The sequence below is a fragment of the Coxiella-like endosymbiont genome, from assembly GCF_030643785.1.
Taxonomy (GTDB): Bacteria; Pseudomonadota; Gammaproteobacteria; order Coxiellales; family Coxiellaceae; genus Coxiella.
The window spans coordinates 1,021,206-1,034,092 of the sequence record NZ_CP094378.1; the positions used below are offsets into that span (position 1 = coordinate 1,021,206).

The window sequence follows — 12,887 nt, forward strand, 5'->3', positions numbered from 1 at the left end:
TCACTCATCCTACTTATCCCCTGGCACGAATATGAATAAGCCCGAATGGTTCGGTTTGGACCAATTCAATTACAGATTGACGGATTAATTCTAAAATAGCGATCAAAGTAACGACAACACCGATCCGGCCTTCTTCAAAACTAAATAATTCCGTAAAACTTATAAAACTTTCCTTACGAATTGCCACCAAAACGAACGACATCCTTTCCCGAATAGATAAAGGTTCACGGGTAATAGCATGCGATTGATATAAAGAAGCTCTCTGTAATACGCCATTTAAAGCTCGAAGAAGCTCTGTTAATTCTACCACCGGATATACTTCAGTAATATTCATCCGAGGAGCTGCAGCGTCGGCAATAAACGTGTCCCGCTCCATTCGAGGTAACACATCCAAATTGTAAGCTGCCTTTTTATAACGCTCATACTCTTGCAAACAACAAACCAGCTTTGTTTGAGGATCGCTTTCCTCTTCCTCGATCGTTGAACGGGGCAGTAAAAGCCGTGATTTTATTTCAGCAAGCATGGCTGCCATTACTAAATACTCGGCTGCCAGTTCAATTTTCATTTCACGCATAAGATCTACAAATTGCATATATTGGCGAGTAATTTCTGCAATAGGTATATCCAAAATATCGATATTGTGTTTCTTTATCAAATAAAGAAGTAAATCAAGAGGGCCCTCAAAAGCTTCGAGAAATACCTGAAGTGCATGGGGGAAATATATAAGTCTTCTGGCAACTTCACCAACCGCTGGCCAGACACCTTTATTTCATAGTCGGACACCGAATGACAACTTCTTGATTTTCCATACTAATTCGTATTGCTTAAACGCTAGTAAGAATAATACCTTATGTTGAGGTGAGATGGTAGATGACTCACAAGGTACGTATTGGAATTGGAATGAGCCAAAAGCGCTACTTTAAGAAACTTAACCATTTTTCCTGGTTGTTATAAACTTTCCTAAAAGTTAATAACTTATGAACTGCTTCGCGTTCCCCTACCTCAGAATCCTTCCCGTTTTATAAAACGTTCTAAGTTATAAAGAAGCTAATTCAACCAAACGCTCATCAAAGCTTCAAAAGCTAAAGTTATTTGGTTCAAAACACCACCTGAATGTAAGTATCCCTGAATTACCTGCTGGTAATGATAATCATCAATTTGACTTGGTCGAATGATATTCCAATCAAAAGCCATACCAATCAATTCAATGGTATGGTGAAATAAGTCCTGCTAATTCCAAATAACATCATTGGGGTTTATATCTCGATGACTAATAATACGAAAAGATAATCGTTGTACTGCCGCGCTTCCTGTTTCGGCCGCTCTCATTAACAACGGCACTAAGAATTGCAATTGGTCGCGCTCCCTTATTCTGAGAAAAGTAGCCTCCGGTGCGTATCCAAAGGTTTTTGTCGTAACGAGAATTATAAAAAGAATCATTTAATTCGGGCAAATTTAATTGTGAAGGTTGCAAAGTATTTCCATGAAAATAAGCTAATGAAGTTCCTATAATTTCTATTTATTCTAGCGAAATTTCATAATAAGAAGCTAATTTTTTTCTGTTTATCCAGTTAAACAATTAGGAAATAATAAGGGCCGCATTATTGGTAAATTCCTTTAGGATGAGCAGTAATGGCAGGTAAGCTCGCGTTTTAAAAATTTTGAGCAATTTTTTTTGGTTTCCTCCTTTTTGGTTTCACCGTAAATACTTTTACAGGATACACTTTTAAAGTATTTTTTAAAGTATTATTTTTTAAAGTATATTTAAAATATGTAAATCAGCTTCGGTTTTTAGCTGTCATACCTCATTAATCCTTCTTAGAGATACAGGTAGAGGCTCACCAAATAAAGATTACAAGGAAAAATAAGAATAAACTGCACCGACGATAGGCTTAGTTAAGGTAAAGTCAGCTGTCATAGAAATTAAATTTCACTCGTGTCACTCCTTTGCCTTCGCAAAGCACCTTCGGTATCTCCCCAGTAAGATCTACTACAGTGGAAGGATCTATACTGGTTAATCCTCCGTCAATGATCAAATTCACCTGATCGACTAATTTTTCTTCTAATTCTACTACGTTGGGCAATGGCCAGCCTTGGGAAGAAGTAAGCGTGACATTCATTAAAGGTTTTTGAAAAGACTGCAATAAAGCCTGGACAATGGGATGTCCTGGCAGTCGGATACCGATTGTTTTTCGTTTGGAATGTAACATCTGACGCGGTATTTCTCGCGTAGCTAGTAGAATAAAGGTATAAGAACCTGGCGTATGAGCTTTTAAAAATCGGAAAGTAGGGTTATCGATGCGAGCATAATTGGCAATCTCAGAAAGATCGCGGCAAATTAAAGTAAAAAGATGAGCTTTATTCAGCTGTCCTAAACGACGTACTTGCTCCGCTCCGAATTTATTCCTCAAGCCACACCCCAATCCATAACCCGAATTAGTGGGATAAATAATCACTCCACCTTCCTCGAGAGTGGCTACCGCCTGTCTAATTAAGCGAGACTGTGGATTGTCAGGATGTATTCGGATTGTCGACATAGATTAATAATAATAGTATAATTAATACTAATATATTATTGCTTTTAGCAAAGCAGAAAGGAATAATTTTTTAATGCATTTCCTTTTCGGTTACTTTCCAAGTATTTTCTTTTTCATTTCCTATAATAAGCTCTCGAGAATTTACACCACTACCGCTATAGCTATGATTGCCTCCGTTTTACAAGTTGGTGCTTATTAGCTGGACTTTCGTCGCTTTTAAAAATTTCATGTTATTACTCTAATTTTCATTTTATTATTGGGAACCTTTACTCTCACTTTCTACAAAGCCATTTTTATCAAATGGAAACCCACCATTGTTTATTTGATATTCGCGGTGGTTTTACTTGGTAGCGATTTTATTGGAAAACACACCCTTATGCCTCGAATGCTTAAAGAAAACATTAAATTACCCAGTAAAATTATGACACCAATATCTGGGTAAATTTTAAACTATTTGGGACCTTAGGACTTATCCTAGTTTTTATTTTGGGGCAAGCATTCTACATTGCGTGTCATTCGCAACCAAAAACCAAGTCTCATAGTTAATTATGTATTATGCAATCTATTTTGAAGACCAAAAAGACAGATTCGAGCGTCGGTGGAGCGTTCGATCTGCACATTTACAACGATTATAAGAATTTCGAGAACAAAATCGTCTTGTTCTGGCGGGCCATCTGCTTAATGAAGATAATGAAAATCCTGTTTTGGGTGGAATTAAAGGTTCTTTGATTGTCGCGGAATTTGCCAACCTTAGTGCAGCGAAGGAATGGGCCGCAGTGGATCCTTATGTTACCGCAAATGTTTATGCTCGAGTAATCGTCTACCATTTTAAAAAAATTATGCCATAATTATTGAACCTATGTCTCTTCAAGAAGATCGCATTGCTCACATTCAAGAACGGCTTATGAAGATTTTTCATCCAGAAAAATTAACCATACGCGACGAAAGTCATTATCACGTGGGTCATGTCGGTGCTAAAGAAGGTAAAGGACATTTCACTATTTCTATCGTAGCGAAAGCTTTTAAAAATAAAAATTCCGTCGAATGTCATCGAATGATTTATGAAGCCTTGAATGATTTAATGAAAACGGATATTCACGCTTTGCGAATTCAAATAAAAGCATCTTGGTGTACGAGCTCAGAACCAGTAACGCGCCAACAATTTGTATCTTCTAAATAAAAAGTTAAAAATACAGTAATAATTAGGCTGAAAGCCAATATAGCAAAACCCAATTGGTAATGTCAGGAATAAATAGAGACCAGAATGAATTTAATAACCATCCTATCAAGGAGATATAGAAACACCAGAAAAGGCTACTATCATGTTAATTAAGGCAATAGCTATTACTATTAAGGGTGGAGGACTTAATTCACGACTTACTGAAAACACAATAAGTTGCATGCTGGCAAATAATCCCCACCCCAAAAAAATAACGCTAAAAGCAGCGGGTGATAGCTTAAATTAGGCACATATAAAATAGGCACATATAAAATGACGGATAATAATATCGCTTAAAATGTAGCTCCTACTATCATCTATCAGAGATTAATCCTTCAAAAGGGGCTTCCACAAACCAACCTAAATAAATAGGTGAAACTGTTCCGGCAACAGCTAGGTTTCGGCAAATAATAAGATAACTAACCATTAAATAAGAAACCTCCTAAGAATCGGCAAAGTTTGCAAGAAGAATAAATAACAAACAACCAATTATACAATTAATCCAAACTTGACGTTCGTGAAGTAACTCCCATAATCAAGTAACTCCCATAATCATTGTAATCCTTTACGCAAACTAGACACTAATACTTTTTCTTCTTGAACTTTATGAAAAATAATAGAATTCCTGTTTCCTATTAACAACAACAAAAAATTTAAAAGAGTTCCAATACATAGGTACAGAATAGTTGGCGAGTCGCCATCTAGTAATTTGCTAATCCAGCCAACAAGGTGTGTGCCCCCACACATCCCTCCCTCCTACTCCTAATGCACACTAAAGGATGTAATTACCCGAGTAATAAAAGCAAATTGATTAGTAGGCAGAGTTCCACAATACAAGAAATTTTTAAAGCCGATCCAAAATCTATTAAAAACCGACCTATATAACTAAGTATAATAATAAGCCGCTTCTAAATTACCAAATTAGGTGGTGTTTAATCGATAAGCAGCTAAAAGTTGCGAAGTTATTACGCTGTGGATAACTTGGAGAAGATAAGCATAAAAATAGAAAAGACCTACCAAAGCGCAAATTATCCATGGCAGACATCGAAAATTGTCCTTTATTGTCCTTTTCTCCTTTATTGTCCTTTTCTGGTAATTTCTTCCTATGATACTAGATTACCATTTTTATCCTAAACGAGCTAGTCCCATGGAAAGATGAGAAATTTCTATAAAGAAAGCGGAAGCTTCTCTTGTCATCCCGTTTAAATTAGGTTATAGTGCGACGCTCAGTTTTAGAGAAAAGAATATGAAAAAAAAATTCATCCGAACTATCAAGAAGTTAAAGTTACCTGCAGTTGCGGGAATACCTTTTCTATAGGCTCGACTTTGGAGCGAGATCTTCATCTGGAAATCTGCTCTGAATGCCACCCCTTTTATACCGGACAACAGAAAATTATTGATACAGCGGGTCGCGTCGAACGGTTCCGTAAGAAATACGCTAAACGTAAAGTAGCCAATACCGAAAAGGCAAAAAAATAATTCTTTTGGATTATTGACTTACAAACTGTAAAAGGTCTTCAATGGCAGTAATGTCTTTTCCATTTATTACCTTTAACCGAGTATTTTCATGTAAAAGCCGTCACCATTTCTTATTCTTAGCGCTGCCTGGTTTTTTGTCTATGAAATAAACCATTTTCAAATAGCGTACCATCAAATATAAAGGCACTCCAACAACCAATTGCCAAGCTACACAAGGGGTAAGTAACGAAATAATATATTTTTGGCGTTGTTTCTTTTTGTTCTTCATTGAAATACAAATGATCAAATGTAACAAACAATAAAGGGTTAGCATAGGCTTCTCAGCCAATCATCACCCTATATTGATGGATTCGATAGTTTTGAGGATAGTTTTGATACCTCCGTTAATAACCCACACCTCTAACTCCGGAAAATTCGGCTTAATGCAATAACCCATGGGGTAGCATAATGGAGGGATAGTTCGATTTTCGGCTGGACTTAATCCTTTTAACCAAGTTTTATGCGTGGATAATAAAAATACGAGAACCAGCGCTCGCCACGGTTTTTACAAAATTATGTAAGTGCGAATAATCGTCACAATCATCTATCTCTATTCGAGTTTTAATTGAGACGGGAAATCTGTGGGGGCTTGCTGTTTGCATAGCAGATACACAATCTGCTACTAAATTAGCTTCTCTTAATAAGCACGGCCCACACACCGACCTGCTGTTTTACTCGGTTTTGCTGGGACAACCTATTAACTTCATCCGTAACCCTGTTTATAAGCCATACGCGAATATAAAACTGCTCCGATTGGGGATCGGAACTCCTCCAGTTGTAAGGCCAAATGGAGCTTTTCAGGCAAGTATCCTAAAAGCTTCTTTTTTGGGACTTGACTTTAATTAAACCGCAGTAGTTACTATGTCGGTATACAGGAACACATGATGCGAAATCTGACATATTAGCATTCGGTACTAGCATTTAGCTACAATAATTCAAGTTTTCATAAATCATCCTTTTATTGCATTCTACAATACAATTCGTAAACCCAATTCAACCGACACTGATCAGGTGTTTTCCCAAGTGGCGTTCGGCTATTAAGAATTTCTTTCCCTCGCAAAGTAACACACCAGCATTTCCCAGTGCTCTTGATTACATTGCTTCGAAATATAATCACCGAAGAAAAGTACATTGAGGAATATAAATGTCAGCGGACTAAGGTTTTTCGAACATGCAAACAAGAATTTTCTTTGCGAGTGTAATCGTGACGTTTAATAAATACACTAAACGAAAAAATAAGAATCACTAATATTAAATAAAATGTAAAAAATAGTTCTGATAGTAATTCATTCATAACTTATTTTTTTACTAACAATTCGTTTTTTACTTTAACGATCTCATTACGTAATTCAGCTGATTCATCCAAATAATTCATCCAAATGGGTTTTAGTAATTTTACCAGCAATGTAGTCTCCAGTAAAAACAAAATCTTCGAATCGTTCAATGTTTAGCTTCCCCAATATTATTGCATCATATTACTGCATCGTTCACCGCCCGATAAATATCTGGAAAATCTTGACATATTAACCAATCTGCATCAATTGATTTTCGAATGTTATCAACTGATTTTTCGTGTGCGATTAATTCTGGAACTGTAGACATATCAATTCCACACACATTAGAATAACGAATTTCAAATGATTTCTTTTGAAAAGGAATTTTTAAAACCTGCGCTAAAGCATGGATAGCATTACGACTCGTGTCAGGAATTGGAATTATTACATCAATATCATGATGATCCGGCTGCTTTCATAAAATCTTTTCATCCAAGCTTTTACATATGTCGACCCAAGCCTGATGATATACAGGTACATTATCAATAATACAATCGGGACGCCTAAATAAATATACTCAAAAATACAAGTTGAATGACTAACCATTTTAGCACATTGCTCTCGGTGAATTTGTCCTTCTCGATCAAAATAAATAATCCTGCTAGGACCAAACAATCACCCAACAGTTCAAAGCCCAATGCATCTAAAGCAATACTTTCTGAAGTTAACATGAATTCCGAACCATTTTCGTTATCTCTTTTGCCATACACTAATGGCCAAATGTCGTGAGGATCGCGAAAACCCACCACTACACCATTAACCATTAATAATTATGACGGCAAAAAAATTATGACGGCAAAAAAACGCCTCCTTTGACTCACTTACATACTTTAGTCATCGCTTTAAAATTGCTTGGAAGAAAGGTGCACGTCCAGAACGCTATAATTCATAGGCCATTATGTTGAGTAAAATTTCCGAATCCGAAGTAGTATTTAAATGGCGCAAATCTGTACGTATTAAATCATTCATCAATTCTTTAACATTCACTAAATTCCTATTATGAACTAAACTCAATCCGCAAGGAGAATCAATCTACAAGGAGAATTTACATAAAAAGGTTGCGATTCGGCAGGGCTCTCCGTTCCTGCCGTAGAATAATGAACATGTCTGATTCCCATATTTCCCAAGAGGCGGAGCATATGAGATTCATGAATTACGTCACGAACTAATCCATTTGATTTTCGTAAAAAAATCTGCTCTCCATCACTTGTCATAATGCCAGCTACATTTTGCCCGCGTGTTGTAAAATGGTCAACGAATTATAAATTGCTTTGATTTATTTGGTTATGAGAAATAATACCGACAATACCACATATTACATATCACCTCTATTAATTTCGGTTTGAGGTGGTTCTACCAACCATTGAAAAATATTTTTAAGCTGACAAGGTAAAAACTGATTTAGCCAAGTTACTATCGGTTCAAATTTAGACGCTAATTGCGATTGGCCAACCGCCGTTCCGTCCTTGATATTACCCACACTAACAAACATGAGAAAAACAGCAACGATAAGAAAACCACGTGCTGCTCCAAAAAAAATACCCAACAAGCGATCGGTAATAGTAAGTCCTGTTTTTTTTACGAGCGCATGTACAATCAAATTAATAAAAATTCCAAAAATAAAAACAGCTAAAAGTAAAATCCCAAAAGCGGCCGCATACCGAAGAGAATCCGAATTAATCCACGGGCGCAAATGAATTTGAACAGGTTCTGAAAATTTAAAAACAATAACGATGGCTCCAATCCATATTACCAATAAAATAGCTTCTCGTACGAAACCACGAAAAAAACTAATAATAATCGAGAAAACAATAATTCCAATAATTGTGAAATCGACCCAATTAAAATGTGAAAAAATATTAAAATTCATTTCAGCGCCTATTTAATTAAAATTATCTATAAACCATTTGATATTGTTTAATAACACCCTTTAAATGCAATTTTTGTTTTAACTCTTTCTGGAGTTCAATAATTTTAGCGTAATCAATTAGAGGACCTACAAAAATACGGCTGACTTCTTTTCCTTCGTTACTCTGACGAGTATAAGCATCAAATCCGCTCGCTTGCAATTGTTTAAGCAATCGTTTTGCATTGTCTTGATTTACAAAACTGGCCACTTGAATTACCCAAGCCTTAGGAGTCCTGGATAACAATAAATTATCCGACGAACGAAGTTTTTTTATGGCTACTTTTTCCTTAATTTCTGAAGCTTTTTTAGCAACATTAAATTCATGGTGTTGAGTAGATAAAACTTTAGTTTTTGAGATGGTAAAGGCTTTAGATTTTCTAGGGGATTCTGACGAAACCGTAGAGAACGGTACCTTGGCTGATTGTGAAGTCGAGGGGATAGTCTTTTCTTTTGATTCTGTGGCAATTGACTTGGAAGGAATAGGAATTGCCTTTGAAATTGCCTTCTCTTGTAGCATTGTAGACTCTGACAATTGCAATTGCATTTCAAGTTTATCTGGTGCTTTCGGAACTGTCGTCACCATTGATAAACTGGTGGTTGGATAGGGGTTATGAAATAACAACGGCAAAAAAATTGTTCCTACAGCAAGAATAACTACCGCTCCAATTAATCGTTGTTTAATTTTAATTTCCATGATTCTGGACTCGGGAAAGAAATTGTTTAGCTATAGCCACTGTATAAAACGAACCAAAAACTACGATGCTATCCTGCTCTTTACACTGCGCAATTGCTTTTTCAAACGCTTCGTTAATCGAAGTAAAATTATAACAATTTTCAACACCTTCTGTCTTCAAAGTTTCCGCCAATTTTTTACCTAAAGCACCGCGTATTCCTGATAGGTCACCTACATACCAACGATCAATACAGGAAAGCAGGGGAGAGAAAGTGCCTGAAATATTTTTATCTTTTAACATTCCCGCCACTGCAAACGTTCTCCCTAAATGAGGGGAACAACAAAGCTGTTCTGCTAAATAATGGGCCGATTGCGGATTATGTGCCACATCAAAAATAACAGAAACGGGCTTTTCCACTCTCTCAAAACGACCAGGTAGAGTAGCTTTTTGAATACCAGCTACAATAGCCAATTTCTTTACAGGCAGGCGATTTTGTAAGCGAGTTATTACCATCAAGCTGGTGGCTACATTTTGAATTTTTAATTGAGGTAAGGGTAAAGCATCGTAATTAATTTTAGGTCCTTGCCACTTCCACGTTTTTTCATATTCGATTATTGAGAAGTCTTTCATAAACTGGAAAACGGGGGCTTGCAAGAGTTGAGCCACTTCAAGAAGGCTCTTCGGCGGGTGAGGGTCACCACAAATCACCGGGCGGTGTGTCCGAAAAATTCCTGCTTTTTCCCATCCAATAGACTCTCGATCACTTCCTAACCAATCTGTGTGATCTATATCAATTGTGGTAATTACCGTGATGTCTGGATCAACGATATTGACAGCATCTAACCGTCCCCCAAATCCTACTTCTAATAAGAGAATATCCAAGGTTAATTTTTTACAAATATAAAAGCAGGCTAAAGTGGTGAATTCAAAAAAGCTAAGAGGTTCCTGATCACGATTTTCTTCAATAAACGTAAAAGCTTCAATAAAATCCCTATCAAGCATTGGTTCGCCATTAAAACGCAAACGTTCATTAAAACATAATAAATGGGGTGAGGTATAAGCGGCTACTTGATAGCCAGCAGCAAGATAAATACTTTCAATGGATTTAATTACAGACCCTTTGCCATTTGTTCCTGCTACAGTGATGACGGGGCATGAAAAAGTAGTCAACCCTAATTTTTTTGCCACATGGATAACCCGCGATAAACCTAAATCAATTTCACGAAAATGAAGTGTATTAATATAATCCAGCCAATCGTTCATATCTCGCGGAGTTGTCATTTTACTTCTCCTGTTTGGGAGCCCTAATTACTATACTTGCGTCAGGTGAGTTCTGACAATTAATCTAAAGAGATTTAGATTAAATTGTTTCTACGGACTCCACATCCGGCTGAGATCGGTGGGTTAATTTGGCAATTAGAGATGCCACGGTCGGTCTCAATTCGCGACGATCCACTACCATATCAATGGCCCCATGCTCTAATAAAAATTCGCTGCGTTGAAATCCTTCCGGGAGGGTTTCTCGAATAGTTTGCTCAATTACGCGGGGGCCAGAAAATCCAATCAATGCATTAGGTTCAGCAATGATAATGTCACCTAACATGGCTAAGCTGGCAGAAACCCCTCCCATAGTGGGGTCCGCTAATACTGAAACAAATGGAATTTGCTGTTTAGCTAACTGTACCAATACAGCACCCGTCTTAGCCATTTGAAATAAGGAAAAGAGCCCTTCCTGCATTCGAGCTCCTCCGCTCGTTGAAAAACAAATAAATGGCCTTTCTTCATCCATGGCTGTCTCTGCGCCCTTTACAAATCGCTCACCCACGGCAACGCCCATCGAGCCCCCGATAAAAGTAAAATCAAACCCAGCAGCAACAATGGGAATGGTATAGAGATTGCCTTTATACACGATCAGGGCTTCTTTCTCTCTGGCTGCTTTCTGAGCAGCATTAAGCCGATCTTTGTATTTCTTTGAATCACGGAATTTAAGGCGATCAGTTGGTATGATGTTTTCCCCTATTTCTTGTTGTCCCTCCTCATCTAAAAATTGCATTAGCCGTTTTCGAGCATTAATGCGAATGTGATAGTTACACTTAGGACAAACTTCTAAATTCCGCTCTAACTCGGCACGATAAAGAACCGCCATACAGGAAGGGCATTTATCCCAAATTCCCTCCGGCACCCCTTTTTTGTAGGTGTAGAAATTCGGGGCAACAATTTTATAAACCAATTCATTTTATCTGAACCTTAGTTAATTAAGGCAAAAACGGCCCCAGCGGGATCTGAGGTAAGCTAAATTCTCGAGGATAGATCACTTCTACCAAATACAATCCATTCGGCGACACCGTTATTCCTCCTTGACGACGATCTTTAGCTTTTAAGACAACTTCCGCCCATTCTTGGGTTTTCTCTCCACTGCCAATAGCAACCAATACTCCTACAATATTGCGCACCATATGCAGCAAAAAAGCATTGCCTTGCACCTCGATAACTACCATACGCCGAATTCGAAAAATTTCAATCTGAAAGATAGTGCGCACCGAAGTTTGTGATTGGCAGCCAGCTCCTTGGAAAGACCGAAAATCGTGCTCACCTATGAAACATTGCACAGCCTTTCTCATTCGGTTTTCATCCAAAGGCCGGTAATGCCAACCTACCGCCTTGCGTAGAATGCCGGGCCGAATTTCATGATTATAAATTACATAGTGGTATCGTCTCGCTTGAGCAGAAAATCGAGCATGAAAATTCTCATCTACTTCCTTAGCCCATAAGATACTAATGTCAGGAGAAAGTTTACTATTAGCACCAAAAACCCAAGCGTGTTCACTGCGATAAGAAGTGGTATCAAAATGCGCCACTTGTCCACTCGCATGTACTCCAGTGTCAGTTCGACCCGCACAAACCAAAGAAACAGGATGATTAGCTACTGCCGATAACGCTTTTTCCACTTCTCCTTGGACCGTTCTAAGCTCTTCTTGAATTTGCCAGCCGTGATAGGCAGATCCATCATAACGGATGCCTAAAGCAATACGAGCCATGATCTAAGTCCTGATAGGGAGAGCTCTTTCAAAAGTTCTCTCGATTCCTTTTTCTGCTCTTTGTTTCCACTTTGAAGAACCTCTTTTAACACCCTTCGTGCTGTCTCCTGATCCTCCATAGCATTATACATTCGAGCCAAATTGATTTTGGCGGGAATGCTTTCCAAACTACTCATGTAATCATACTCCTCCCCTGTATCTCCTACGCTCTCACCAGAGAGATTATCCTTTCTCATCTTAGCTGAATCAACTTCTGATTAAGCAACGTCATGGCTTTTTCCAAATTCTGTAATTGTTGTTGAAGAAGTTGCACGTTACTACTTAGAGTAATAAGTTGTTCATCGGTTTGTTGCTGAAATTGCAAATTATTCTGATTAAGTTGTGCCAACTTTCCTTTCAGGCTGCTCACAGAAGCCCGATCCAACGAGGTAGGAGCTGAAGCTAAAACATCATCACTATTTGAAAGAGACATTGTGGCCGTCGAAGGCACGACCTCCTTAACCGCAGGTTTATTCAGAATGGTATCCTGAGAAGCTGCTTTGCTTGCTTTATTCAATAGCACATTTTTTCCGGCGAAGCCTTTTTAGGAGGTCTCAGTTGGGACAAGTCAGTTGATGAGGGAGTTTGTCTTTCAGCCTCTTGAAAAGATTGTACGGAT

Annotated in this window: 17 protein-coding genes and 4 pseudogenes; 4 read left to right on the plus strand and 17 right to left on the minus strand. The window is 37.8% G+C overall.

From position 1 onward, the window contains the following. Positions 1-13: 13 nt before the first annotated feature. From MRH55_RS05345 to MRH55_RS05355, 3 genes and pseudogenes are all read right to left on the minus strand, one after another. Positions 14-809, minus strand: a pseudogene (locus tag MRH55_RS05345) (segregation and condensation protein A). Between the two features lie 238 nt (positions 810-1,047). Then, the gene (locus MRH55_RS05350; RefSeq protein WP_304985211.1) at positions 1,048-1,194 is read right to left on the minus strand and encodes a hypothetical protein; all 147 of its coding nucleotides are present in this window, start codon (positions 1,192-1,194) and stop codon (positions 1,048-1,050) included. Between the two features lie 713 nt (positions 1,195-1,907). Beyond that, complete coding sequence (locus MRH55_RS05355) at positions 1,908-2,537, minus strand: L-threonylcarbamoyladenylate synthase (RefSeq protein ID WP_304985212.1); 630 nt, start codon at positions 2,535-2,537, stop codon at positions 1,908-1,910. Between the two features lie 256 nt (positions 2,538-2,793). Here MRH55_RS05355 and MRH55_RS08070 point away from each other — a divergent pair. From MRH55_RS08070 to MRH55_RS05370, 3 genes and pseudogenes are all read left to right on the plus strand, one after another. After that, positions 2,794-3,083: pseudogene (locus MRH55_RS08070) on the plus strand (septation protein IspZ). Between the two features lie 128 nt (positions 3,084-3,211). Continuing rightward, entirely contained in the window at positions 3,212-3,385 is a 174-nt protein-coding gene (locus tag MRH55_RS05365; RefSeq protein WP_304986147.1) for a YciI family protein, read from the plus strand. Between the two features lie 11 nt (positions 3,386-3,396). Continuing rightward, complete coding sequence (locus MRH55_RS05370; protein WP_304985213.1) at positions 3,397-3,717, plus strand: BolA family protein; 321 nt, start codon at positions 3,397-3,399, stop codon at positions 3,715-3,717. Between the two features lie 591 nt (positions 3,718-4,308). Here MRH55_RS05370 and MRH55_RS05375 read toward each other — a convergent pair. After that, a complete protein-coding gene (locus MRH55_RS05375) occupies positions 4,309-4,503 on the minus strand; it encodes a hypothetical protein (RefSeq protein WP_304985214.1) in 195 nt (64 codons plus the stop codon). A 510-nt stretch (positions 4,504-5,013) separates the two neighbouring features. On the opposite strand from MRH55_RS05375, the gene rpmE reads away from it, so the two are divergent. Further along, complete coding sequence (gene rpmE / locus MRH55_RS05380; RefSeq protein WP_304986148.1) at positions 5,014-5,235, plus strand: 50S ribosomal protein L31; 222 nt, start codon at positions 5,014-5,016, stop codon at positions 5,233-5,235. Between the two features lie 100 nt (positions 5,236-5,335). On the opposite strand, the gene MRH55_RS05385 is transcribed toward rpmE, so the two are convergent. The 13 genes and pseudogenes from MRH55_RS05385 to MRH55_RS05440 all read right to left on the minus strand — a co-directional run bounded on the left by MRH55_RS05385 (position 5,336) and on the right by MRH55_RS05440 (position 12,785). Next, positions 5,336-5,563, minus strand: a complete 228-nt coding sequence (locus MRH55_RS05385) for a hypothetical protein (protein ID WP_304985215.1) — start codon at positions 5,561-5,563, stop codon at positions 5,336-5,338. A 169-nt stretch (positions 5,564-5,732) separates the two neighbouring features. Further along, positions 5,733-5,933, minus strand: coding sequence for a tRNA-dihydrouridine synthase (locus MRH55_RS05390; protein ID WP_304985216.1), 201 nt, complete (start codon positions 5,931-5,933; stop codon positions 5,733-5,735). A gap of 299 nt (positions 5,934-6,232) precedes the next feature. Next, positions 6,233-6,568 (minus strand): annotated as a pseudogene (locus tag MRH55_RS07850) (thyroglobulin type-1 repeat-containing protein). Positions 6,569-6,571: 3 nt separating this feature from the next. After that, complete coding sequence (locus tag MRH55_RS05400) at positions 6,572-6,718, minus strand: hypothetical protein (RefSeq protein ID WP_304985218.1); 147 nt, start codon at positions 6,716-6,718, stop codon at positions 6,572-6,574. Positions 6,719-7,111: 393 nt separating this feature from the next. Next, entirely contained in the window at positions 7,112-7,372 is a 261-nt protein-coding gene (locus MRH55_RS05405) for a hypothetical protein (RefSeq protein WP_304985219.1), read from the minus strand. A 246-nt stretch (positions 7,373-7,618) separates the two neighbouring features. After that, on the minus strand, positions 7,619-7,822 hold the full coding sequence (locus tag MRH55_RS05410; RefSeq protein WP_304985220.1) for a hypothetical protein: 204 nt from the start codon (positions 7,820-7,822) through the stop codon (positions 7,619-7,621). A 101-nt stretch (positions 7,823-7,923) separates the two neighbouring features. Continuing rightward, entirely contained in the window at positions 7,924-8,478 is a 555-nt protein-coding gene (locus tag MRH55_RS05415; protein WP_304985221.1) for a CvpA family protein, read from the minus strand. Positions 8,479-8,500: 22 nt separating this feature from the next. After that, positions 8,501-9,211: an SPOR domain-containing protein gene (locus MRH55_RS05420; protein WP_304985222.1), complete on the minus strand. Its 711-nt coding sequence runs from the start codon at positions 9,209-9,211 to the stop codon at positions 8,501-8,503. Further along, on the minus strand, positions 9,201-10,472 hold the full coding sequence (folC, locus tag MRH55_RS05425; RefSeq protein WP_304985223.1) for a bifunctional tetrahydrofolate synthase/dihydrofolate synthase: 1,272 nt from the start codon (positions 10,470-10,472) through the stop codon (positions 9,201-9,203). The genes MRH55_RS05420 and folC overlap by 11 nt, the downstream gene beginning before the upstream one ends. A 79-nt stretch (positions 10,473-10,551) precedes the next feature. Continuing rightward, positions 10,552-11,426, minus strand: a pseudogene (accD, locus tag MRH55_RS05430) (acetyl-CoA carboxylase, carboxyltransferase subunit beta). 20 nt (positions 11,427-11,446) lie between these two features. Continuing rightward, the gene (truA, locus tag MRH55_RS05435) at positions 11,447-12,229 is read right to left on the minus strand and encodes a tRNA pseudouridine(38-40) synthase TruA (RefSeq protein ID WP_304985224.1); all 783 of its coding nucleotides are present in this window, start codon (positions 12,227-12,229) and stop codon (positions 11,447-11,449) included. Beyond that, positions 12,211-12,465: a FimV/HubP family polar landmark protein gene (locus tag MRH55_RS07855; protein ID WP_369421055.1), complete on the minus strand. Its 255-nt coding sequence runs from the start codon at positions 12,463-12,465 to the stop codon at positions 12,211-12,213. The genes truA and MRH55_RS07855 overlap by 19 nt, the downstream gene beginning before the upstream one ends. After that, entirely contained in the window at positions 12,462-12,785 is a 324-nt protein-coding gene (locus MRH55_RS05440; protein ID WP_304985225.1) for a hypothetical protein, read from the minus strand. The genes MRH55_RS07855 and MRH55_RS05440 overlap by 4 nt, the downstream gene beginning before the upstream one ends. Positions 12,786-12,887 lie beyond the last annotated feature (102 nt).